Genomic DNA, 21,735 nt, shown 5'->3' on the forward strand with positions numbered 1-21,735 from the left:
TACTCTATTGTGTTCCAGCAAACCAAGAAGATCAACTATCAAATACAGCAACTGTTTGGCGACTTAATGCGAGTAGTTCTCCTGTTTTAGAAAAAACTTTGGCGTCTTCAATGCCATATCCATCACTTGCTTGATGTGTGATCGCTTCATACCCAACCCAATCAAGCATACTTGTTTCCAGGGGTTGGAGAAACTCTATATACCAAGATACCGTGCTAGCAGGAGACGGTTTATCACACAGTTGAAGAAGTGTTGGTGGCCATGCGTCTGCTAGTGCCAATATATACAATTCAAGTGCAGTTTTTTGAGGCATTTTTTTAAATTTCATCCAACCGTGGAGTTCGGTAGATTCAGCGTTACTAAATGGCATTGCGCCAGCTTGAATATTTAAATCTACATGCTGAATGAAAGCAGGAAATATACCTTCAACATACTGTATTGTGTTTGCATCATTTATATGCGTATTGAGAGTGCTAGGCGTGCTTTGTGACTCTACACTAATATTAGAAGGGCGTTGTTGTCCAAAACATGCTAATGATACCAAGCATATTGAGCCTCGTTGTTCTATGCGTGATTCTATTTGAGTAACGCTTTTCCCGCTCCTCAATATAGTTGTATTAATAGTAAAAGGTTCTGTGGCAAATAATGGAGCGATGAAATTGCAGTTGAACGACAATAACCTTCTGTCATCGTCATTCAATTGATTGAACATATGCTTTAGCATTAATGCTGCACTTAGCCCACCAAAAACGGTTCGACCTTGGCTCCATGTGCTTGGTACGTTTAAATGACTTGGTTGTTCGTTAAGCTCGCAAGAAGAAATGATAGTTTCAAAATCCATAGTAAATCCATGTCTCGTTATTTTGGGTTTAGAATATAAACTCTAATCCGATAAATACAGGTTTTTTTGTCTGCTTTTTGCTCTGTTCATCCTAAAAATAAAAAAAATTGAAAAAAAATGAAATTTTTTTCTTGTTAAAGGTTGAATTAGAATTTGCCGCCCCTATCTATCAAGTCATCTAACAGAACAACGAATTTTTTGAGGTCGGAGAAGATTCACATGGGTAAAATTATTGGAATCGATTTAGGTACTACTAACTCTTGTGTAGCAGTATTGGATGGTGAGAACACGCGCGTTATTGAAAACGCTGAAGGCGATCGTACTACCCCGTCGATTATTGCATTTACAGAGGAAGGCGAAACGCTAGTAGGTCAACCGGCAAAGCGTCAAGCAGTTACTAACCCTACAAATACATTATATGCAATCAAGCGACTAATTGGTCGTCGCTTTGAAGACGAAGAAGTACAACGTGACATCAGCATCATGCCTTTCAACATTGTTAAAGCTGACAATGGTGATGCTTGGGTTGAAGTCCGCGGTGAAAAGCGTGCAGCACCACAAATCTCTGCTGAAGTTCTTAAGAAAATGAAGAAAACAGCGGAAGACTATTTAGGCGAAGAAGTAACAGAAGCTGTTATCACAGTGCCTGCATACTTCAACGATTCACAACGTCAAGCAACTAAAGATGCTGGTCGTATCGCTGGTCTTGATGTTAAGCGTATCATCAACGAGCCAACAGCCGCTGCTCTAGCTTACGGTATGGATAAAAAGCAAGGCGATAATGTCGTTGCTGTATACGACCTAGGTGGTGGTACTTTCGATATCTCAATCATCGAGATTGACGAAGTAGACGGTGAGCACACGTTTGAAGTACTTGCTACAAATGGTGACACACACCTTGGTGGTGAAGATTTTGATAACCGTGTTATCAACTATCTAGTTGAAGAATTCAAGAAAGAGCAAGGCATTGACCTTAAGGTTGACCCGCTTGCAATGCAGCGTGTTAAAGAAGCTGCTGAAAAGGCTAAAATTGAGCTTTCATCTGCACAACAAACTGAAGTTAATCTTCCTTATGTAACTGCGGATGCAACGGGTCCTAAGCACATGAACGTTAAACTAACGCGTGCTAAGCTTGAATCACTAGTTGAAGATCTAGTTACTCAGTCTATTGAACCGCTTAAGCGTGCTCTAGCTGATGCAGACCTTTCTGTAAGCGACGTTAATGACATCATCTTAGTTGGTGGTCAAACACGTATGCCGCTAGTTCAGTCAAAAGTTGCTGAGTTCTTTGGTAAAGAAGCGCGTAAAGATGTAAACCCTGATGAAGCAGTTGCACTTGGTGCGGCGGTTCAAGGTGGTGTTCTTTCTGGTGACGTGAAAGACGTTCTTCTACTTGACGTTATCCCACTTTCTCTAGGTATCGAGACTATGGGTCAAGTAATGACTGCCCTAATCGAGAAAAACACGACTATCCCAACGAAGAAGTCACAGGTATTCTCGACAGCTGAAGATAACCAGTCAGCAGTAACAATTCACGTTTTACAAGGTGAGCGTAAGCGTTCAACTGATAACAAGTCTCTTGGTCAGTTTAACCTTGAAGGTATTCGTCCTGCTCAACGTGGTGCACCACAAATCGAAGTTACTTTTGATGTTGATGCAGACGGTATCTTACATGTATCTGCGAAAGATAAAGATACAGGTAAAGAGCAAAAGATCACTATCCAAGCTTCTTCAGGTCTAAGCGATGATGAAGTAGAGAAAATGGTACGTGATGCTGAAGCAAACGCTGAAGAAGATAAGAAGTTTGAAGAGTTAGTTGGTGCACGTAACCAAGCTGACGCTTTAGTTCACGCTACTCGCAAGCAAGTTGAAGAAGCGGGTGATGCACTTCCAGCTGAAGATAAAACTGCAATTGAAGGTGCTTTAACTGAGCTTGAAGCAGCTATCAAAGGCGACAGCAAAGAAGACATCGATGCAAAAACTCAGGCGCTTGCAGAGAAATCTCAAAAGCTAATGGAAATCGCTCAAGCAAATGCACAAGCACAGCAAGCAGGTCCTGGTGCTGACGCTGGCGCACAACAAGGTTCTGCAAAAGCAGACGACGATGTTGTTGATGCTGAGTTTGAAGAAGTTAAAGACAACAAGTAATTGTTGACTGTTAAGGGCGCGCGGCGACATCGCTAGACGCGCCCTTCGTGTTTTTAAATTTTGGCTCACAACCGAACGTATGTGTCGGTGAGTTGTCTTGTAAGAGTAGTGTGATAACTATGTCCAAACGTGATTATTACGAAGTATTAGGTGTTTCAAAAGACGCCGGTGAACGTGATATAAAAAAGGCCTATAAGCGCCTAGCAATGAAGTATCACCCAGATCGTACTGCGGGTGATGAAGCTTTAGAAGCTAAGTTCAAAGAAGTAAAGGAAGCGTACGAGGTCCTTACGGATAGTCAGAAACGCCAGATGTATGATCAATACGGCCATGCAGCGTTTGAACAAAACGGTGGTGGAGGCCATGGCGGGTTCGGTGGCGGAGCCGACTTTGGCGATATCTTCGGGGACGTATTCGGTGATATTTTTGGTGGCGGCGGTGGTCGTCGTCAATCAAGACAGCAACGTGGTGCCGATCTTCGTTACAGCTTAGATTTAAGCTTAGAGGAAGCTGTAAAAGGCAAAGACGTTGAAATTAAAGTGCCTACATGGGTAAGTTGTAAACCGTGTGACGGCAGTGGTGCAAAAGCTGGCTCAAAGCCAAAAACTTGTTCTACATGTCATGGTGCAGGTCAAGTACAGATGCGCCAAGGTTTCTTTGCTGTTCAACAGACTTGTCCAACGTGTCAAGGTACTGGGCAAGTTATCTCAGATCCGTGTGACAGCTGTCATGGACAAGGTCGTGTAGAGAAAACTAAGACACTATCAGTTAAAATCCCAGCTGGGGTTGATACTGGCGACCGTATTCGTCTATCTGGTGAAGGTGAAGCGGGCATGCATGGTGCGCCAGCCGGTGACCTGTACGTTCAAGTTAGTGTTCGTGAGCATCCGATTTTTGTTCGTGATGGTAATAATTTGTACTGTGAAGTACCAATCAGCTTTACAACGGCAGCACTTGGCGGTGAAATTGAAGTGCCGACATTAGATGGCAGAGCGAATCTTAAGATCCCTTCAGAAAGTCAAACTGGAAAGATGTTCCGTATGCGTGGTAAAGGCGTTAAGTCTGTGCGCAGTGGTTCTGTTGGTGATTTAATTTGTAAAGTTGTTATTGAGACGCCAGTTAATTTAAACGAGCGTCAAAAAGAGCTACTCAAAGAGCTTGAAGAAAGCATGAGTGGTGACACCAGTAAAAATCGTCCTAAAGCACAGGGCTTTTTTGATGGTGTGAAAAAGTTTTTTGATGATTTAACCAAGTAATTGGTAATGAATTGAATCAAAACGGCGCCTATGGCGCCGTTTTACTCTCAGTCTAATATTACGAGATAATCCATATCATCGTTGCACCGACATAATAAGTCTCGTCGGTTTTCTCCTGAAATCAGTGTTCCAGATTGACACCCAAATAACTCGCACTTTTGATTACATTCAAGTTTGTCTATCCAAGCGTCGTACTCACTATTTAAAAACAACACGGTGGTCAAAAGACTCAAACTGACACCGGTAATACTCGACAGACTTGTATACATATAACGTACTCATGTATTGGTGCAACCAAATCATGCATAAGCAGCATTATTTAAGGACTATAAAATATGCTGATACATACAACTTTAGTCGACATTGGCTCAATGTCGAGCATAATTTAGTACAATTTTTGACTAAAAGATTACAAAAAATAGAATAGTATCGATTCGCCTTGATTTGACATAAAAAGTGGCACATTCACTTTTTATTAAATACTGAAAAATAAGGGTTTTTATGACTCCAGCAATAAATCTTTTGAAAAAAAATAAAGTGGATTTTCAAGTTCTCAAATTTAAACATGATCCAAATTCTCTTAATTATGCACAAGAAGCGGCTTCAAAGTTACAACTTGATGAAAATAAGGTGTTTAAAACCTTGGTGATAGAAGTAGATGGTCAGTTATTTATTGGTGTGACACCAGCTACACAGCAAGTTGATTTAAAATTGTTTGCTAAATCTGCGTCAGGCAAAAAAGCGCATATGGCTGACAAAAATAGCGCGCAAGCCGCGACTGGATATTTACTCGGTGGGATCAGTCCATTTGCTCATAAAAAGCGTATTCCTGTATTGGTGCATAAAAGTGCAGAGGGTTACGATGAAATTTACGTGAGTGGCGGAAGAAGAGGGTTAGAAATTTCAATTTGTCCGCAAGTACTTATGACAATAACGAACGCAAAATATGCAGTTTTTTAGATTTATAGTTTTTCTTTTCTAATTTATGCCTATTCATGCAAAAAAAATATAAATTCAGCGTACACTTGTAAGCTATTAATTCTTAGTAGGTTTTGAAGCTAAATTAGTATTTTTAGTAAAAAATCAGTTAAATATTTCATTTGAGCAATTGATCTAAATTGATTTTTATGCCGTAATGTAGGTATATCTATCTGGTCGGATGAGTTTATTATGAGTTTAAGAACACAACTAAGAAAAATATTGCCAAGCATTTCAGTTACTGAACAAGAAGCGTTAGATGCAGGAGATGTATGGCTTGAAGGCTCTGTATATCAAGGAAAACCAGATTTTGCTTCACTGCGAGCAGTGACAGAGGCTAAATTGTCAGCGGAAGAGCAATCATTTTTAGATGGCCCAGTTCAAGAGCTGATGTCAATGATCGATGAGAATCACATTCAAAACTCGAAACACCTGCCCGAACATATCTTAGATTTCCTAAAAAAAGAGAGATTTTTCTCTTTGATAATTCCAAAGCAGTATGGTGGCTTAGAGTTTAGCCCTTATGCAAATTCAACGATTGTCGGAACTATTGCAACCAAATCTTCGGCTGTTGCCGTAACCGTCATGGTACCAAACTCTTTAGGTCCTGGTGAGTTACTTCTTCACTACGGCACAGCTGAGCAACAAGCTCATTATTTACCAAGACTTGCAAATGGACGTGAAATTCCCTGTTTTGCACTGACAAGCCCTGAGGCAGGTTCTGATGCCGGTGGTATTCCAGATCAGGGAATTGTAACGAAGGGTATGTTTGAAGGTAAAGAGGTGCTCGGTCTTGAGGTGACTTGGGATAAGCGTTATATCACGCTTGCACCGATTGCGACTGTGCTTGGCTTGGCATTTAAAGTGTTTGATCCTAATGGTTTATTGGGAGGCAAAGAATCTTTAGGTATCACCTGTGCTTTGATCCCAAAATCTCATCCAGGTGTTGAGCTTGGCAACCGTCACGATCCCATGGGTATACGTTTTTACAACGGTACCACTCGAGGCAATAAAGTGTTTATTCCGATGGAGTTCATCATCGGTGGTCAACAAAATATTGGCCGTGGTTGGCAAATGCTTGTTAGTTGCTTGGGCGCAGGGCGAGGCATCTCTTTACCTGCATTGGGTGTATCGACGAGCCAAGTTGCGCTTAAATCTGCATCTGAGTATGCAGCTGTCCGAGAACAGTTTGGACTTGCGATTGGCCAATTTGAAGGAATTCAAGAAAAGTTGGCTGATATTGCAGGCAAGGCTTACTTACAAGAATCTATGCGTGTATTGACAACTGAAGGCTTGGGTATGGGCTTGAAGCCATCAGTTGTTACTGCGATTGCGAAATACCATATGACAGAGCTTGGCAGGGACGTACTTGATTCAGCTATGGATGTATTGGCAGGTAAAGCAATTCAAACAGGTCCACAGAACACTTTGGCAAGCGGTTATGTTGCGCAACCTATAGCTATTACAGTTGAAGGGGCTAATATCCTAACGCGAAATCTTATGATTTTTGGTCAAGGTGTGATGCGCTGTCATCCATACTTGCAGTCGATGGTTGAGTCAATTCACAGTGAGCAGCCTAATGCAGATAAAGAGTTCAATAAAATTCTTAGGAAGACGGTAGGGTATAGTATAGGTAATGGACTTCGCGCATTTAAGCTTGGTGTTTTTCCATTTTTAGCCACTGGCACGTCACGATTACCGGAAGTTATACAGTACGAAAAAGCGGCTCATCAACTCGCATCTAAGCTAGCTGTTTACGCTGATTTCTCTTTGTTGGTGCTCGGTGGAAAGTTAAAACAAGCCGAATTACTGTCAGCGAGATTGGGCGATGTAATGAGTTTCGTTTATGCGGCAATGGCTTCCATCAGATATTTCGAGCAAAAAGTATCTGAGCAGGACAGAGCGCAAGCAGCACCTTACTTCCACTATGCGACTCGTTATGCATTAATGGAAGCCGAAAATGCGCTTCACAAGTTTTTAGATAACTTCCCTAATAAGGCCGCAAGACGTTTTATGCGTTTTGCGACAATGAACTACACGCATCGTATGCCAAAAATTAGCGATGATATGATCAGGGAGTTGGCAAAAGCAGCTCAGCTAGATACTGACTTTAAACAGCAGCTAACTCATCTAGTTAAGCCAATTGAAGGTGATGGACATCACATCAATGAGCAAGCTTATAAAGCAAAAATGGGTTGCTTAGATTCACTGGCTAAGGTTAAGCGTGCGCTTAAGAAGCGTGAAATCAAATCGGGCGTCACGTTTAGCGATACACTCAACAATGCATTTGTCGCGAGTATTATTAGTGAGCAAGAGTACGTTAAATTAGTCGATTATAATCGCAAACGCGAAGTGGCTATTCGAGTAGATGAATTTGATTTTGATTTGAACTTGGTAAACAGTACGCAAGAGACTGAATCGCTCCAATCTGCTGTAAATCAATAGGCTTTCAATTCACGCCCGTTTATTTATATAAGCGGGCGTTTCGTTTACACTGCATAAAAAAGTGATTGGTTTTTTATGCAGCACTCTCTCTACTTACAGTATTTAAATAACCTAAACAGACATAGCTCGGATACGAAAACACTTTGGAATGGCTGTGGTACGCTGGAAAAGTTTCAGATCGGCAATAAAAAGTATGCTGTTAAAATCAGCCAAGTGCCGGAAAATCTGTCTCATGTAAATATAAAACAAACCGCCTTTTCTTTACAACGAAAAGTAAATAGCTATATAAAAGAGCAATATTTTTATAGTCAGTTTGCAGAGGCATTGCCGAGCGCTTGTTTAACGCCGAAAGCCTTAGAATTAATAGAGTCTGATGGTACTTTTGTGACTGTGCTTGAAGATTTTGAGGCATTCGGTTTTGGCAATATTGATACGGCCACAAATGCTCATGTTAAATCGATGCTTAGCTGGCTTGCTTCGTTCCATGCAAACTGGATTTGCGAAAATATAGTTAATACACATTTTGGTGTCCTTGGCTTTGGTAATTACTGGCATCTTGCAACTCGCCCCGACGAATTTTCAAAAATGTCTAATTTACCTCTTAAAAAAGCGGCATATGTAATAGATGAAACGCTGAGCAATACTCGCTACAAAACACTTATTCATGGTGATGCTAAACTGGCGAATTTTGCATTTAATGAACTGCAAGTTATCGGTTATGACTTTCAGCATACGGGATTAGGGAATGGCCTGTCTGATGTGATGTTACTGTTTACAACAGTATTCGATGCGCGACAAATGGAAAGTGAAGCTTCAGTCTTATTAGACTATTATTTTTGTTCATTAAAACAAACGCTAAAGGCGCAAAACTCTTCAATAGATTGTGATGCGCTAGAAACTGAATGGCGCAATTGTTGGAGTTTTATATGGGCCGATTTTTATCGATTTTTGTCTGGTTGGCGCCCAGCGCATCCAAAAATTAATTCATACATGAAAAGGCAAACACAAATAGCTTTGAGTAATTGTTAGGGTAGGATATGGAATTTGCCATTTTTAGTGCTTTTTGCTGGGTTGGATTTGACTACACCCGAAAACGATTGTCTGCTCATTTCTCTGCGCCAATAATGTCGGTTGTTTTTAGTGCCATCGTTCTACCGGCTTACTTTTTTTATTGGGTTTTTGTCAGTGGAGAATTTCCGCAATCTAACTATTTTTTCCCAGCGACGCTCAGTGGGGTATTGGCGGGTGTAGGGAGTGTATGCTTTATACGGGCATTGGCAGTAGGTAAAGTTGCGCTGATGCTGCCCATGCTATGCTTAACTCCAGTTATTTCCGGTTCGGTTGCTTGGCTCTATTTAGGTGAAGCGCTTAGGGAAGTTGAGTTAATAGCGGTGACAGTGCTGGTCATAGCATCATTTGTTCTCCAAGGAGGGCGCTTTTCTATTCGTGAACCTGGAGCAGGTTATATTGTCGTCACATCATTTTGTTGGGGGCTTTGTATTGTTCTGGACAAGCAAGCGCTGCAACATAGCCGTGTCGATTTTCATGTTTTATATGTCACATTTATCGTGCTAGTGCTGAATTCACTTTTGTACCGACCTTCATTAAATTTAAAAGATATTCGTCAGCATTTGCCAATTTGGATCGCTGCTTCAGTGTGTTTTTCTATGGCAGTGACCTTTCAATTTATCGCGCTTCAAAGTATTCAACCTGGTATTTTAGAAGCGCTTAAAAGAGCTATTGGGATTATTGGCGCAGGGTTGATTGGGGTTTACCTCTTTAAAGAAAAACTAACCCCGACACAGTGGGCTTGTGTCGGGGTTATATTGATAACTAGTGTTATATTCTCAGTATAATATGAGAATTAGTTACATTTACCAACTCTGCTCCAAACATTGGTGAATATATTTGGCTGAGCACCGCGAGACCACCAAGTTGATCTGTACTCATAACCGTTATAAGACACTCGGTCACCAACACGATAGAATGTAGATGCACTCCACTCGCTAAGGCCAGTACAACCAGGAGGTATGACAGCATCCTCTACAGTTACTTGCTTAACGATTGAATCAAAGTCACCAGCTGAATTGGTTACTTTGAGTGTTACATTGTAAGTACCTGCTTGCGCATAGGTATGAGTAGGTGAGCTCTGTGAGCTACCGTTACCATCACCAAATGTCCAATTGTAAGTACCTGCCGTAGAAGTATTTGAGAATGTCGCTGTTAAACCACTTGTTGAGAATGAGAAGTCAGCTACTGGAACTGGGTCACCACCGCCACCGCAGCTTTGTGCCAAGTAATCGTATGCAGCTTTTGCTTGAACAATACCATGGCCGTATGAAGTATCACGACCAGCTGCGCCTTTGTCCTTTGCGCTTGCATTTAGAGCTGCGCGGATCTGAGCATTTGAACAGTTAGGGTAGTTGCTCCACACAAGTGCTGCAACACCTGAAACGTGAGGCGTCGCCATAGATGTACCACTGATACTTCTATAGCCACCGTTATTCCACGTAGAGTTTACGCCAACACCAGGGCCTGCAATTTCAACTTGGCTATTGTACTGTGAGAATGAGGCTTTATTTTCAGAGCTATCTACAGCGGCGACAGAGACAACATTATCATAAGATGCTGGGTAGCTAAGAGAGCTGTTGCCACCGTTACCGGCTGCTGCAATATGAAGCATGCCACGCTGATAACTTTGGTCGAATGCATTGCGCTCTGCTGTAGAGCTGCCACTTCCGCCTAAACTCATACTAGTGATGTGTGAACCTGCTGCTTCACACTGGTTAATTGCTTCAATTAGGTCTGAACCATATGCCCAACGACCTGAATCATTAAATACTTTTACAATGTGTAACTTAAGGTTACCTGATGCATTCACACCGACTACACCAGTACCGTTTCCGCCTAGAGCGGCGATAGTACCCGCAACGTGAGTACCATGACCGTTACCATCGTTATACCAAAGACCAGTATCATTTGAGCCGTAACCATCATCACCTGTTACGCCTGCGCTTACAAGGTCTTCGTGGCTGCGCATGTAACCTGTATCCATGATACAAACTTTACGGTTCGCTGCTGCTGCATCGCTCACCAATTTCGCTTGGACCATGTTAATACCATATGGTGTTGATTCTGCAAAAGGTGCAATCTCTGCGTCGATAAGCTCTGGTACGTAGCGTTTTGGATCCACCTCTACGGTAACGACATTACCATCTTTCTCGAGTGCTGATAGTTGTTCTGGGCTTAACTCCATAACTACAGCGTTAATGCTTGGCAGCGTTTTAATTGCTTGAGCATTGATATTGTTCGCAAATAAGCTTAACGACTGTGATTTATAATCAACTAATTCTGCTTCTGACAATGCGACTGGGAATGCATTTGCCATAGATTCTTCTTTTAAAGTGACTATCATACGTTCAGATGTTGCTGCATGTGCAGTCGCAGCACCAAGCGCAGACGCAACGCCAAGGGCAAGTAAAGTATATTTCGTGCTTGTTAGAATATTACGTTTCATTTTGTTTGTCCTAGTTACATGTTGTTAACCAATTTAACTAAAACAGGTATTGCAAAAACTGTCAATAGTGCAAAAAATGCCCGGAAAAAATAAAAGGTTAATATTTCTATAACTAAAACTTAATTTGAAATGCAATTTCATTTAGTGTTGGTATGGTAAATAAAATTTTTCAGTGGTGGTTAAAAGTAGGTTAAAAATTTAATTCTTTGTTTAGAGTCATAATTGTGTAATTTTTCTTTTGATTGACAAATTGTAAAAAGTCTATTTGATTTAAGTTATCTTCATGTATTGCCTTGTAAATTGGTTCGAAGGTATGGCTGTAAGGCCTAAAAATTGCTACTTTTTGCGTGCCAATATAGTTTACTAGACCTTGCTGATACTTTTTAAGCTCAATGAGCAAGTAGCCACCTAAGAGGACATGGCCTCCAATGGACACATCTAGCTTCTCTTCATGCCCATTATCCCAATTGATCCCACCAATATTAATTTTTTCTCTGACTCCCAGTTCTACCGCAGCCTGATTCACACCAAATGCGATAGCATCATTGGCACACCAAATTAACTCGACATCTCGATATCTTCGTAAAAGACCTCTAGCGAGTTCGTGTGCTCTTTGTTTAGACCACTGAGCGTCAACTTTATCAATAACTTTGATGTGAGGGAGTCGGTTGGTATAGCTAAGTAAACCTTGCTCTCGCTCAAGTGCGGCATTGGTTGCTACATCTCCGAGAAAAGCCAACATCGAGAATGACTCGTTAACGCCACTGGCAGACTGCGTTGAATGAACTAGCTCTCTAGCGAGTTCTTTTCCTGCCTGATAATTATCAGGTAAGATTGCGGCTTTTATTCCGAAACCTTTGGCTGTGAGTCTGTTAATTTCGAGCTGCGTTGGACTGTTTAACAGGAACAATATATTTGGATGGGTTTTAGTTGAGTTCAGCAATACTTCTGTAATTACGCGCTTTTCATCAACCAAAATGATGTAATCTGCATCTGACTCTAGCGCCTGCTTAGTTAATTGCTTCATCAGTATATGGTTGCGCTCAGCGTATAAGATATTGAGGTCCATATTGGTATCTTGTGCCACTGCATTCATTACTTTTGAAACGTTTAGCCAAAAATTACCTGTGGGGTTAAGTCCGCTGGAACCTGGGTTGACAAACGTGACCTTAACAGGCTGTGTTGTTTCTTGTTCGAGTGCATTTGTGACTGGGAAATAAATAATGTAAGTTAAAACTATGAATATTAAAACTTTTTTAACTATAAAAATCATATTTTTCATTGCACATTATTTACCTTGAATACAAAGCTCATTTATATATACTAGCCCAAACTTTGAGGGGAGTGTTATGAAGTTTATTCTTGTTGTTTTACTGTTTTCTAGCTTTACTGTGTGTGCACAGACAAGTGAGCTTAATCAAATTATGAAAAAAATGGGCCATGAGTACAAGTTGGCTATCAAAGCACAACAGCAAGATGTCATGATAACGCATTTAGACAAATTTATCGCGTTAGTTGAACAGGCTAAGGCCCAGAGCTTTGCCAAAGAAAAGACAAAAAAATCTATCGAAGGCCTAAATCGTATTATCAAGCTAGCAGAAAAAGCCAAAGGGCTTGCCAGAAACTCTTACTCTACTGAAGCACGTCAAGCATTGAAAGAGATTGATATACTCAGAGAAGAATATCATAAGTTGCATGAGCCTCCGAGTATTTGGCAGTTACTCTTTGGGAACTAGCCCTAAGCGACTTAACAAAAGCTTATAGTTCTTTATTGATTATTCTACCTTTTCGGCCCTTCGTATTTAAAAGTAATGTGTTAATTATCAAAAGCCTGTATAGAACCTGCATTTTCCCTATAAGTGCATAGGAGAGGGGTTGACAAACTTTTTGTGGTTTAATGGTTTTTTATTACTACACTCTAGTCGGATACCTATCTTAAAGAACGATGTTAAATGTAGTGATGATCTCAGGTTATGGCATATTGAATGCAAAATCTAGCGAAGCGGATTATTACACGCGGTTATATTTAAGAAGTCTCGATCTCTTGCCTTGATAGGCACTCTAATCATTTATATATGAAAAGGGATAAATCAATGAGACTTCTTCATCCTGTTAGTGTTGCTGTGGCGATTGCACTCGGCGGAGCTGCATATCTCGCACTGCAAGAGAAAACATTAACGCCATACGAGCGTCAAGCAGAATTTCTAGAGAAAAAAGCGCAGTCTAAATCACAGTCACCTAAGCGATATGATAAACCTAAAGAGGCGCAAGAGTTTTATGTTCTTCAAAGGCTGCCGGTCGGTGAAACCTCACTACCAGTAGAAAAGTATTCAGAAGCTCTGAAGCAAATTAAGCAAATGACACATTTTTCCATACCATCGAATAGTGTGATTGCGGATTATACACCTCAGTTAAACGCACCGGATGGGCAAAATCAAGAGTTAGGGCAGTGGCAGGAACTAGGGCCTGGCAATATTGGTGGACGAACACGAACTTTAATTATCCACCCGACCAATCACGATATTATGTATACGGCAGGGGTTGCAGGTGGAGTTTGGAAAACAACGGATGCAGGCGCATCATGGCAGCCTCTGAGTGATCTGGCGACCAACCTTGCTGTGACCACTTTGACATTTGATCCGAGCAATTCAGATATACTATATGCAGGAACAGGTGAGGGCCTATTCAATTTTGACGCGCTGCGTGGTGATGGCATTTTCAAATCTGAAGATGCAGGTGCTACTTGGACTCAAATGTCCAGCACCGCAAGTAATACTGACTTTCAATATGTCAATAAAATTATTTTTAGTCCAAATAATGCGAATACGCTTTATGCAGCTACACGTTCGGGTGTGCATAAATCCTCAGATGGGGGGGCTAGCTGGGAAACTAAGTTCGTACCTCAAGGCGCCTCGGCTGGCTGTACAGATCTTAAGCTTATATCTCAGTCAAACACCGATGTTTTGCTTTCCGCATGTGGGTCATTTAGCACCGGAGGTGTACACAGAAGTGCTGATGCAGCAGAGAACTGGACACAAGTGATCGCGGGAACAAATCAGGGCCGAACAACGATTGCGGTAGCACCGTCAGACAACAACATTATTTATGCATTGGCAGCAAATCGCAATGACCATGCAATGGATGCTGTTTACAAGTCTACCGATATGGGGGTTACTTGGGTAACGACGGTAACAAGAGACACAGCAGATAGGTTTACAAGTTTGCTGCTTAGCAACCCTTATTTTGGTTTGTTGGACTTGTGTACAGGTGGAACTGCTCAATCATTTAATCAGGGCTGGTATGATAATATAATCGCGGTTGATCCTATCAATCCTGATGTAGTTTGGACAGGGGGGATAGATACATTCCGTTCAGATGATGGAGGCCAGACGTTCGTGCCTGCCAGTATTTGGTGGCTAAGCCCCACAGACCCTCAATATGCCCATGCAGATCACCATGAGTTCGTATTCCACCCAGATTATGATGGGGTAAATAATACGACCTTATACGTGGCAAATGATGGTGGTATACAAAGAACAGATAATGCCCTTGGCGGACGATTGACTATTGATGAAGTGTGCGGTAATGCGAATGCAGATGCAAGCCAACGTGTGAGTTGGTCCACACTGAATAATGGTTATGCTGTGACACAGTTTTATCATGGTACGGTTAAACCCAGCACAACGAGCTACTTTGGCGGTACGCAGGACAACGGTACACTGGTTGGTGAAGATGGTGGCTTTAATAGTTGGGTTGAAATATTGGGCGGTGATGGGGGATGGACTGCGATAGATCCGACAGACCCCAATATCCTCTTTGCAGAGACCACAGGTTTATCATTACGCAAATCGACAAATGGCGGGCAAAACTTCACCAGTTCGATAAATGGTATATCAGGCGATAATGGCTTCCCGTTTATTACACGCTTTGAAATGGCTCCCTCTAACCCTCAAGTTTTATGGATTGGTGGTAGTCAGCTGTGGCGCACGGATGATCAAGCTGCAAATTGGTCTGCGGCATCCAGTGCGTTAAATGGTTCAGTTTACTCAATCGCAATAGCGCCAAATACTGAAACTGCCGTTGCTGCTGGAACAAATGGCGGATCTATTTATGTGTCTTACCAAGCTGATCAAGCCACATCAGCTTCGACATGGACAACCGCAACACCAGAATCGGCTGTAACGATCAGCTCTCTGGCATTTGATCCGTCCGATAATCAGGTTATCTATGCCACCGTATCAAATTTCGATGCAACACATGTATGGAAATCAACGGATGGCGGTCAAAATTGGCAAGCCAGTGATAATGGCCTGCCGAACATTCCAGCGATGACGATTGCCGTAGATCCACAAAATACACAAAGATTATTTGTTGGTACAGATTTAGGGGTCTTTGTTTCCGTTGATGGGGGACAAAACTGGATGGCTGACGGCACAGGTCTCGCGAATACTAATATTGTCAAACTTACTATCAAAGGCAATGAACTGTTTGCGTTTACCCACGGGCGCAGTGCATACAAAGTGCCTATAAACAATCAAATTGAACGGGCTTTTTCAACAGATGAAGATACAAAAGTGAGTGTTGGGTTGGCTTTTGTTGATAACCTTTCTAGCGCATTTGCCTCGGTCGAAATAGTGCAGCTTCCTGAAAACGGTATGTTGATGTTAGGCGAAAATAAGTTAGAGCAGGGGGCTGTGGTGACGTCAGCGGATTATGCGAATGTAATGTATATGCCTGATGAAAACTATTTTGGTGAAGACACATTTATATTCCAAGGTATGACAGCTGATGCTCAGCCAGAGCCAACAAATGACACGCTTCCTGATAATCAGTTTGCAGTCAGTATTAAAGTAAACTCAGTCAATGATGCTCCTGTCATTGAGCCGCTTGAAAATATTGAGCTATTTATCGGCGAACTCACAGAAATTGACTTTAATTCCAAGGTCGAAGACGTAGAGGGCAGTCCGTTATTGCTTCAATTAGAGCCATCGGTACCCGGAATGTCGTTTATTGATGGCGTGCTTGCTGGCAGTCCATTTATTGAGTTTAGCGCAGATATGACACTAACAGTCAGCGACGGCGAGTTGGAAAGTCAGAAAACATTTTCATTAGTCATCACTGAAGCGCCTGAGCGCGCACCCGTGATTGATCAGGGGCAGACTTTTGAAATCATGGAAAATAATGAAGCCGGGGTGTCTATTGGCATGCTTAGCTTTACTGATCCAGATCCAGGCATTTCGCCTGTAGAAAGCTTTATGATTTTAGACGAAGTGCCATTTACCATTGAGCCTAGTGGTGAAATCATTGCTACCATGGAGCTAGATCATGAAATGCAAAGTCAATACAGTTTCTTTGTTCGCGCGATGGACTCATTAGGAAATTATTCTGATTACACCGAAGTCGTTATTAAAGTATTGGACGAGTTAGGTGATGAAGATGTGGCGCCCGTTATTAAAGATGAGCAGAAGTTTGAAGTTACAGAAAATTCAGCTATCGATACGATAATAGGCGTATTGGAGTTTGAAGATCCAGACCCAGATGACTCACCAATTGCTTCATTTACTATATTAGGGAATGTGCCATTTGATATTGATGAAAATGGTAACATCAGAGTCACTGACACAATAGACTTTGAGACACAACCAATGTTTGTTTTTGTGGTCAAGGCAATCGACACTGATGGCAATGAATCTGACTATGTTGAGGTTTCAGTTGAAGTTATTGATGTGCCCGATGATGAGCAGAACCCAGATCGTGTTCCATCAATCCCAAGTGGGCAAACTTTTGAAGTATTGGAAAATGCAGGCTTAGGCACAATCATAGGCCAATTAGAGTTTTTCGATCCAGATCCTGATGTATCCCCTGTTGATGCATTTATGGTGATTGGTAATGCGCCGTTTAGTGTTGCCAGCAATGGCGATATTGTTGTGCAAGGCGAACTGGATTTTGAGTTCCAAAATGTAATAAGGTTTGGTGTAAGAGCGCAAGATACATTGGGCAATGTATCGACTTATACAGAGGTCACGGTTAACTTAATTGATGTAAGAGGAAATGATGACGATGATCAGGATGGTGATTCTGGTTCATTTGGCCTCTTGGCATTGCTAAGTTTGCCTTTGGCTTGGCTCAGAAGACGTAAACGTTAAACATGTAATTTTTATAAAGCGGCGAAAGTCGCTTTTTTATTTATAGGGTATTAAAAAAATAGGTAAGGATGAGGTAATGACTTGAGATGAACGAGCACTTTGTTGAAAAAGCGCTCTTACTGTAGTGAAGATAATTAACGCTTCTTTTTCTTATTACCTTGTACAGCTTTGAATCGTGGATTTGTTTTACAAATAACGAAAACACGTCCGCGGCGCTTAACTACTTGACAACCAGGTCTTTTCTTTGCGCTTTTTAATGAACTTAGAACTTTCAACTTATGCTCCTTAGTATATTTATTACACCTTGCTGGCGTTTTACACCGCTACTTAATAAAATAGCGGTGTAAATTAAAAACCGAATCTTACTTAGTTGAAGCAGATAGGTTTTTGAAACGGCGGTTGAACTTAGCAACACGACCATCGCTAGCAACGATTTTCTGTTTACCTGTGTAGAACGGGTGTGATGCGCTTGAAACATCAATTGGCACATACGGGTACTCAACGCCATCGATTTCTACGGTTCTATCAGACTTGATAGTTGAACCAACGATAAAGTACTTGTCTACTGCCGTGTCATGAAATGCAACAGCTTGATAATCCGGGTGGATATTTGCTTTCATAATTAAATTTAAACCTTACGAAATGTGATAACGTCACAAATGATATTCTATTTGAGAATAGTTTTCAATTGGTTGTCTGAAATTTTTTTTACACTTTTTTGTCTATTGATTATACGAATAAGTAAATTGTTACTGGATCTTCAATATCAGCCTGTTATAACTAGATTCGAGATTGAGAAAGAGGACAACACTGTGAGCGAAGAATCACAACAATTAGATAACAGTGTCATTGCGGAACTGCAAAATAAGGATCATTCTACGCTAGCTCAGCAATTAGATGAGTTAACTTGCGAACACAGTGACATTATAGAGTTGTTAGCCCAATATCAGGTTTTGAGTGAGCAAGACGACGACGATAAATTTGATACTTGGTATGACAGTTTATGTGAAGATAAGTTGAGGGTATTAAAAGGGTTTGAATTATATAGAGCACATTATGAGCAGTTACAATCTGCAGCAAATGATTAATCTAATTTAATTTATTCTTTAACTATAAAGCCGCTGAGAGTAATCAAAGCGGCTTTATTTTCATAGTCATTGAATAAATCAATTGGATTACATCACATTCAAAATATAATAAGCCTTACCGTACTGATAGATCATATTTTTGAATAACGCTGTCTATATATTTGTATCTTAATGAGTCTTGCTGTTCGTGTGCTGCATTGTAACTTAGTGCTTTGTTAAGAAGTTTAAGTGCTTCATGCAGTAGTAAGCGGTGCTCAGACGGAATATTATTACTGGTTCTATCATCAGTTAATGTATCCACGATTGAGCGACCAAGGTCAATAAAAACGACTTCTTCCACAGTCCCGTTTTGGCTAATTACTCCGTATTTACTGCATAAAAACTGCTGCCATACTTGCTGGATATGTTCTATTACATCATCTCCAAACTTATCGTCTTCACTGAAAACACCTTTATCAGCACATGCTTTGAGTACAGTTATGTATTTGTTTTGGAACAGCTCGTAAGCGTGACTTGAATGTTCTACTGCATGTTTAACTAACATTTGGCCCCAATCGAGCGCCCCCCTTGGGTAGTAGTCGGTGACTTCTACACATTCGTATAAGCCGAGATATGAGCTACATTTAATTAGATTCTCAATGCTGTAACTTGCGTTTGGGAAAATGCTGTTTTCTTGCCACATGTGCAGCTGTTCGTGCTCAATTTTTATTAATGCGCATAGCTCATTAGCGTCATAAAAGTTTGACTTTAAATATTCAGATAATCGCATAGTGGTACTGGTTATTTATACAGTGTTTTTTAGTTTGTATGATTTTTATCACTTAAGCAAGAAATTTTCTAAATCTTACTCTTTTCCCCTCGGCATACTGGGCCAATTGTGATAAAACATGTCGTATATAAACAATTATCTAAAAATTGCATGCGAAGTATACAAACGATAAGAAAAGCTAGCCTCATTACGGCCATCAAAACTCCATATCTCATGTCAGGCGAAATTGATCTACAGGCGTACGACGCATTAGTAGAAATGCAAATTGCTGCGGGTGTCGACGGTATTATAGTCGGTGGCACAACTGGCGAAGGCCAACTGATGAATTGGGAAGAGCATTTGATGCTCATTGCACATAGCGTCAACAAGTTTTCAGATAAATTGGTGATTGTGGGTAATACAGGAAGTAACAACACTCGAGAAGCCATTAAGGCAACCGAGTATGGTTTTGCGTCTGGTATGGACGCTGCATTACAAATAAACCCATATTATGGTCGCACGTCTGATGCTGGCGTATTGGAGCACCTTAATCGAGTGCTTGAAATAGGTCCGGCGTTTATCTACAACGTGCCTGGTCGAACAGGGCAAGATTTGACGCCAGATATTATCGAACCAATTTCCAAACATAAGCACTTTATTGGTATGAAAGAATGTGCCGGTAACGATCGAATTGCTCACTATGAAGCCAAGGGGATTGCGTGTTGGTCAGGCAATGATGACGAAGCACATGATGGGCGTCACAAATTTCAGTCGCATGGCGTGATCTCGGTGACATCAAATTTGGTACCTAAACTATTTAGACAATTAATGGATACGCCAAATGAAACACTAAATAAGGATCTACAACCATTGATGGGGTGGCTGTTTTGTGAGCCAAACCCAATTGCTATCAACACTGCTTTAATTATGACTGGTGCTGTAAGCCCTGTGTTTAGATTGCCTTATGTTCCACTGAACAAAGAGCAACAAATAGAAGGCCAAAAATTAATAAATGCAGTAGATGAGCAGTATATTGTTGGTGGAAAGGCAAATTTAGTGGATGAGACGCTACTTAAGCTTTGTTAATCCTAATAATTGACGTATAATCTGCGACCCTTCAGTATTGGTCGCAGGTTTGCCGTTATGAATTTTAAATCGTTTAGTTTTCCAGAGCCTTTGTTAAAAGCCTTAGATGAAATTGGCTTTACAGAGCTCACACCGATCCAACAGGCGGCCATCCCTGTGATCAGAAAAGGTCACGATGTGCTTGCAACAGCACAGACTGGTACGGGTAAAACAGCTGCCTTTGCCTTACCTGTAATCCACAACCTATTAAAAGGTACGGCAACAAAGTCGCCTCGCGCTTTATTTCTAGCACCGACTCGAGAGCTTGCTGAGCAAATCGCGAATAATTGTGAATCATTCACAAAGCATACCTCTTTGCGCACCGTTGCTGTTTTTGGTGGCGTAAACGTTGATGGTCAAACTCAGCGATTGGCACAAGGTGCTGATATCGTTGCTGCTACACCGGGTAGGTTACTAGACTTAGTTCGACTAGGCAGTGTCGATTTAGCAAATATCGAGCATTTGGTGCTTGATGAAGCTGACCGTATGCTAGACATGGGTTTTATCGATGAAATGCAGCGTGTCATTGCGCTTGCTAAAGAAGACAAACAGCTATTACTATTCTCAGCAACTTTCCCATCAGCGGTAAAGCAATTTGCCAAGCAGGTACTAAAAGAACCAAAACTAGTTCAAACAGCACCGGAGAATACGACGGCAGAAACAGTGCGCCATGTGGTTTACCCAGTTGAGCAACAACGTAAAAAAGAGCTTTTATCTGAACTTATTGGTAAGAAAAATTGGCAGCAAGTCTTGGTATTCGTCAATATGAAAGATGATGCTGATACAATTGTAAAAGAGCTTGAGCTTGATGGTATTGCAGCCACTGTTTGTCATGGTGATAAAAAGCAAGGTGCTAGACGCCGTGCGCTGAGAGAGTTCAAAGAAGGTAAAGTTCGCGTTCTCGTTGCTACTGAAGTAGCGGCACGAGGAATAGATATTGAAGGCTTGCCACGCGTTGTTAACTACGATTTACCCTATCTTCCAGAAGACTATGTACACAGAATTGGACGTACGGGCCGTGCAGGCAACTCAGGTCAAGCAATTTCATTCGTTAGCCGAGAAGAAGAACAATTTTTGCTTCATATTGAAGCTTTGATCGGCCAAAAGATAAAACGTTATTACCTTCCTGGCTATGAAGTTGCTAGCCGTGAAAACTTAATTGATAACTTAAGTAAAAAGCCAAGCCACCAAAGACGTAAAGTGCGTACTAACAGGCCGAGCAACCAAGCGAGTGGTGAAGCGCGGGTTAAAAACCGCAGTAAAATAAGCTCAGTGAGAAGCCGTTTGAAAGGCGTGAAGCTTAAACTAGATAAGTAGATGCTAAAGCTGTCAGTACTAGAAAAAAGCGAGTAAATAGCTCGCTTTTTTTGTGTCCATAAAACAATGGTGGATTAAGTTTTAAACTGTAAAATCTGAGTCGCTCAGTGTGTAAAAAGCAGCCAA

17 protein-coding genes are annotated in these 21,735 nt (G+C 41.3%); 11 read left to right on the forward strand and 6 right to left on the reverse strand.

The features are described 5' to 3' along the window. Window positions 1-31 precede the first annotated feature (31 nt). Window positions 32-841, reverse strand: a complete 810-nt coding sequence (locus tag S4054249_RS21905; RefSeq protein ID WP_046358067.1) for an acyl-CoA thioesterase — start codon at window positions 839-841, stop codon at window positions 32-34. 219 nt (window positions 842-1,060) lie between these two features. Here S4054249_RS21905 and dnaK point away from each other — a divergent pair, with 219 nt between their 5' ends. The 6 genes from dnaK (at window position 1,061) to S4054249_RS21935 (ending at window position 9,524) form a co-directional block, all read left to right on the forward strand. Then, window positions 1,061-2,989, forward strand: a complete 1,929-nt coding sequence (dnaK, locus tag S4054249_RS21910; protein ID WP_046358068.1) for a molecular chaperone DnaK — start codon at window positions 1,061-1,063, stop codon at window positions 2,987-2,989. Window positions 2,990-3,108: 119 nt separating this feature from the next. Next, entirely contained in the window at window positions 3,109-4,245 is a 1,137-nt protein-coding gene (dnaJ, locus tag S4054249_RS21915; RefSeq protein ID WP_039610309.1) for a molecular chaperone DnaJ, read from the forward strand. A 501-nt stretch (window positions 4,246-4,746) separates the two neighbouring features. Further along, window positions 4,747-5,205, forward strand: coding sequence for a Cys-tRNA(Pro) deacylase (gene ybaK / locus S4054249_RS21920; RefSeq protein WP_046358069.1), 459 nt, complete (start codon window positions 4,747-4,749; stop codon window positions 5,203-5,205). Between the two features lie 210 nt (window positions 5,206-5,415). Further along, window positions 5,416-7,668, forward strand: a complete 2,253-nt coding sequence (locus S4054249_RS21925) for an acyl-CoA dehydrogenase (protein ID WP_046358070.1) — start codon at window positions 5,416-5,418, stop codon at window positions 7,666-7,668. 75 nt (window positions 7,669-7,743) lie between these two features. Then, window positions 7,744-8,697: a hypothetical protein gene (locus S4054249_RS21930; protein WP_046358071.1), complete on the forward strand. Its 954-nt coding sequence runs from the start codon at window positions 7,744-7,746 to the stop codon at window positions 8,695-8,697. An 8-nt stretch (window positions 8,698-8,705) separates the two neighbouring features. Then, complete coding sequence (locus S4054249_RS21935; RefSeq protein WP_046358072.1) at window positions 8,706-9,524, forward strand: SMR family transporter; 819 nt, start codon at window positions 8,706-8,708, stop codon at window positions 9,522-9,524. An 8-nt stretch (window positions 9,525-9,532) separates the two neighbouring features. Here S4054249_RS21935 and S4054249_RS21940 read toward each other — a convergent pair whose 3' ends face one another. Both S4054249_RS21940 and S4054249_RS21945 read right to left on the reverse strand, forming a co-directional pair. Beyond that, window positions 9,533-11,185 carry a S8 family serine peptidase gene (locus S4054249_RS21940; RefSeq protein ID WP_046358073.1) on the reverse strand — a complete coding sequence of 551 codons (1,653 nt, stop codon included), beginning with the start codon at window positions 11,183-11,185 and terminating at the stop codon, window positions 9,533-9,535. A gap of 190 nt (window positions 11,186-11,375) precedes the next feature. Beyond that, window positions 11,376-12,467 (reverse strand): ABC transporter substrate-binding protein, encoded by a 1,092-nt coding sequence (locus tag S4054249_RS21945; RefSeq protein WP_052961141.1) that lies wholly within the window; start codon window positions 12,465-12,467, stop codon window positions 11,376-11,378. Between the two features lie 67 nt (window positions 12,468-12,534). Here S4054249_RS21945 and S4054249_RS21950 point away from each other — a divergent pair, with 67 nt between their 5' ends. Both S4054249_RS21950 and S4054249_RS21955 read left to right on the forward strand, forming a co-directional pair. Continuing rightward, window positions 12,535-12,921 carry a cytochrome b562 gene (locus S4054249_RS21950; protein WP_046358074.1) on the forward strand — a complete coding sequence of 129 codons (387 nt, stop codon included), beginning with the start codon at window positions 12,535-12,537 and terminating at the stop codon, window positions 12,919-12,921. A gap of 357 nt (window positions 12,922-13,278) precedes the next feature. Then, window positions 13,279-17,331 carry a rhombosortase-dependent cadherin domain-containing protein gene (locus S4054249_RS21955; protein ID WP_052961142.1) on the forward strand — a complete coding sequence of 1,351 codons (4,053 nt, stop codon included), beginning with the start codon at window positions 13,279-13,281 and terminating at the stop codon, window positions 17,329-17,331. Between the two features lie 134 nt (window positions 17,332-17,465). On the opposite strand, the gene ykgO is transcribed toward S4054249_RS21955, so the two are convergent. After that, on the reverse strand, window positions 17,466-17,606 hold the full coding sequence (gene ykgO / locus S4054249_RS26225; protein ID WP_080760261.1) for a type B 50S ribosomal protein L36: 141 nt from the start codon (window positions 17,604-17,606) through the stop codon (window positions 17,466-17,468). An 87-nt stretch (window positions 17,607-17,693) separates the two neighbouring features. Then, on the reverse strand, window positions 17,694-17,951 hold the full coding sequence (locus S4054249_RS21960; protein ID WP_039610316.1) for a type B 50S ribosomal protein L31: 258 nt from the start codon (window positions 17,949-17,951) through the stop codon (window positions 17,694-17,696). A 192-nt stretch (window positions 17,952-18,143) separates the two neighbouring features. Here S4054249_RS21960 and S4054249_RS21965 point away from each other — a divergent pair, with 192 nt between their 5' ends. Further along, window positions 18,144-18,419, forward strand: coding sequence for a hypothetical protein (locus tag S4054249_RS21965; RefSeq protein WP_046358075.1), 276 nt, complete (start codon window positions 18,144-18,146; stop codon window positions 18,417-18,419). A gap of 115 nt (window positions 18,420-18,534) precedes the next feature. On the opposite strand, the gene S4054249_RS21970 is transcribed toward S4054249_RS21965, so the two are convergent. Then, window positions 18,535-19,188 carry a DUF6058 family natural product biosynthesis protein gene (locus tag S4054249_RS21970; RefSeq protein ID WP_046358076.1) on the reverse strand — a complete coding sequence of 218 codons (654 nt, stop codon included), beginning with the start codon at window positions 19,186-19,188 and terminating at the stop codon, window positions 18,535-18,537. Between the two features lie 150 nt (window positions 19,189-19,338). Between S4054249_RS21970 and S4054249_RS21975 the strand changes: the two genes are divergently transcribed. Continuing rightward, the gene (locus tag S4054249_RS21975) at window positions 19,339-20,253 is read left to right on the forward strand and encodes a 4-hydroxy-tetrahydrodipicolinate synthase (RefSeq protein ID WP_046358113.1); all 915 of its coding nucleotides are present in this window, start codon (window positions 19,339-19,341) and stop codon (window positions 20,251-20,253) included. Between the two features lie 57 nt (window positions 20,254-20,310). Next, a complete protein-coding gene (locus tag S4054249_RS21980; protein ID WP_046358077.1) occupies window positions 20,311-21,609 on the forward strand; it encodes a DEAD/DEAH box helicase in 1,299 nt (432 codons plus the stop codon). Window positions 21,610-21,735: the final 126 nt, after the last annotated feature.

The organism is Pseudoalteromonas luteoviolacea (assembly GCF_001750165.1).
Taxonomy (GTDB): Bacteria; Pseudomonadota; Gammaproteobacteria; order Enterobacterales; family Alteromonadaceae; genus Pseudoalteromonas; species Pseudoalteromonas luteoviolacea_G.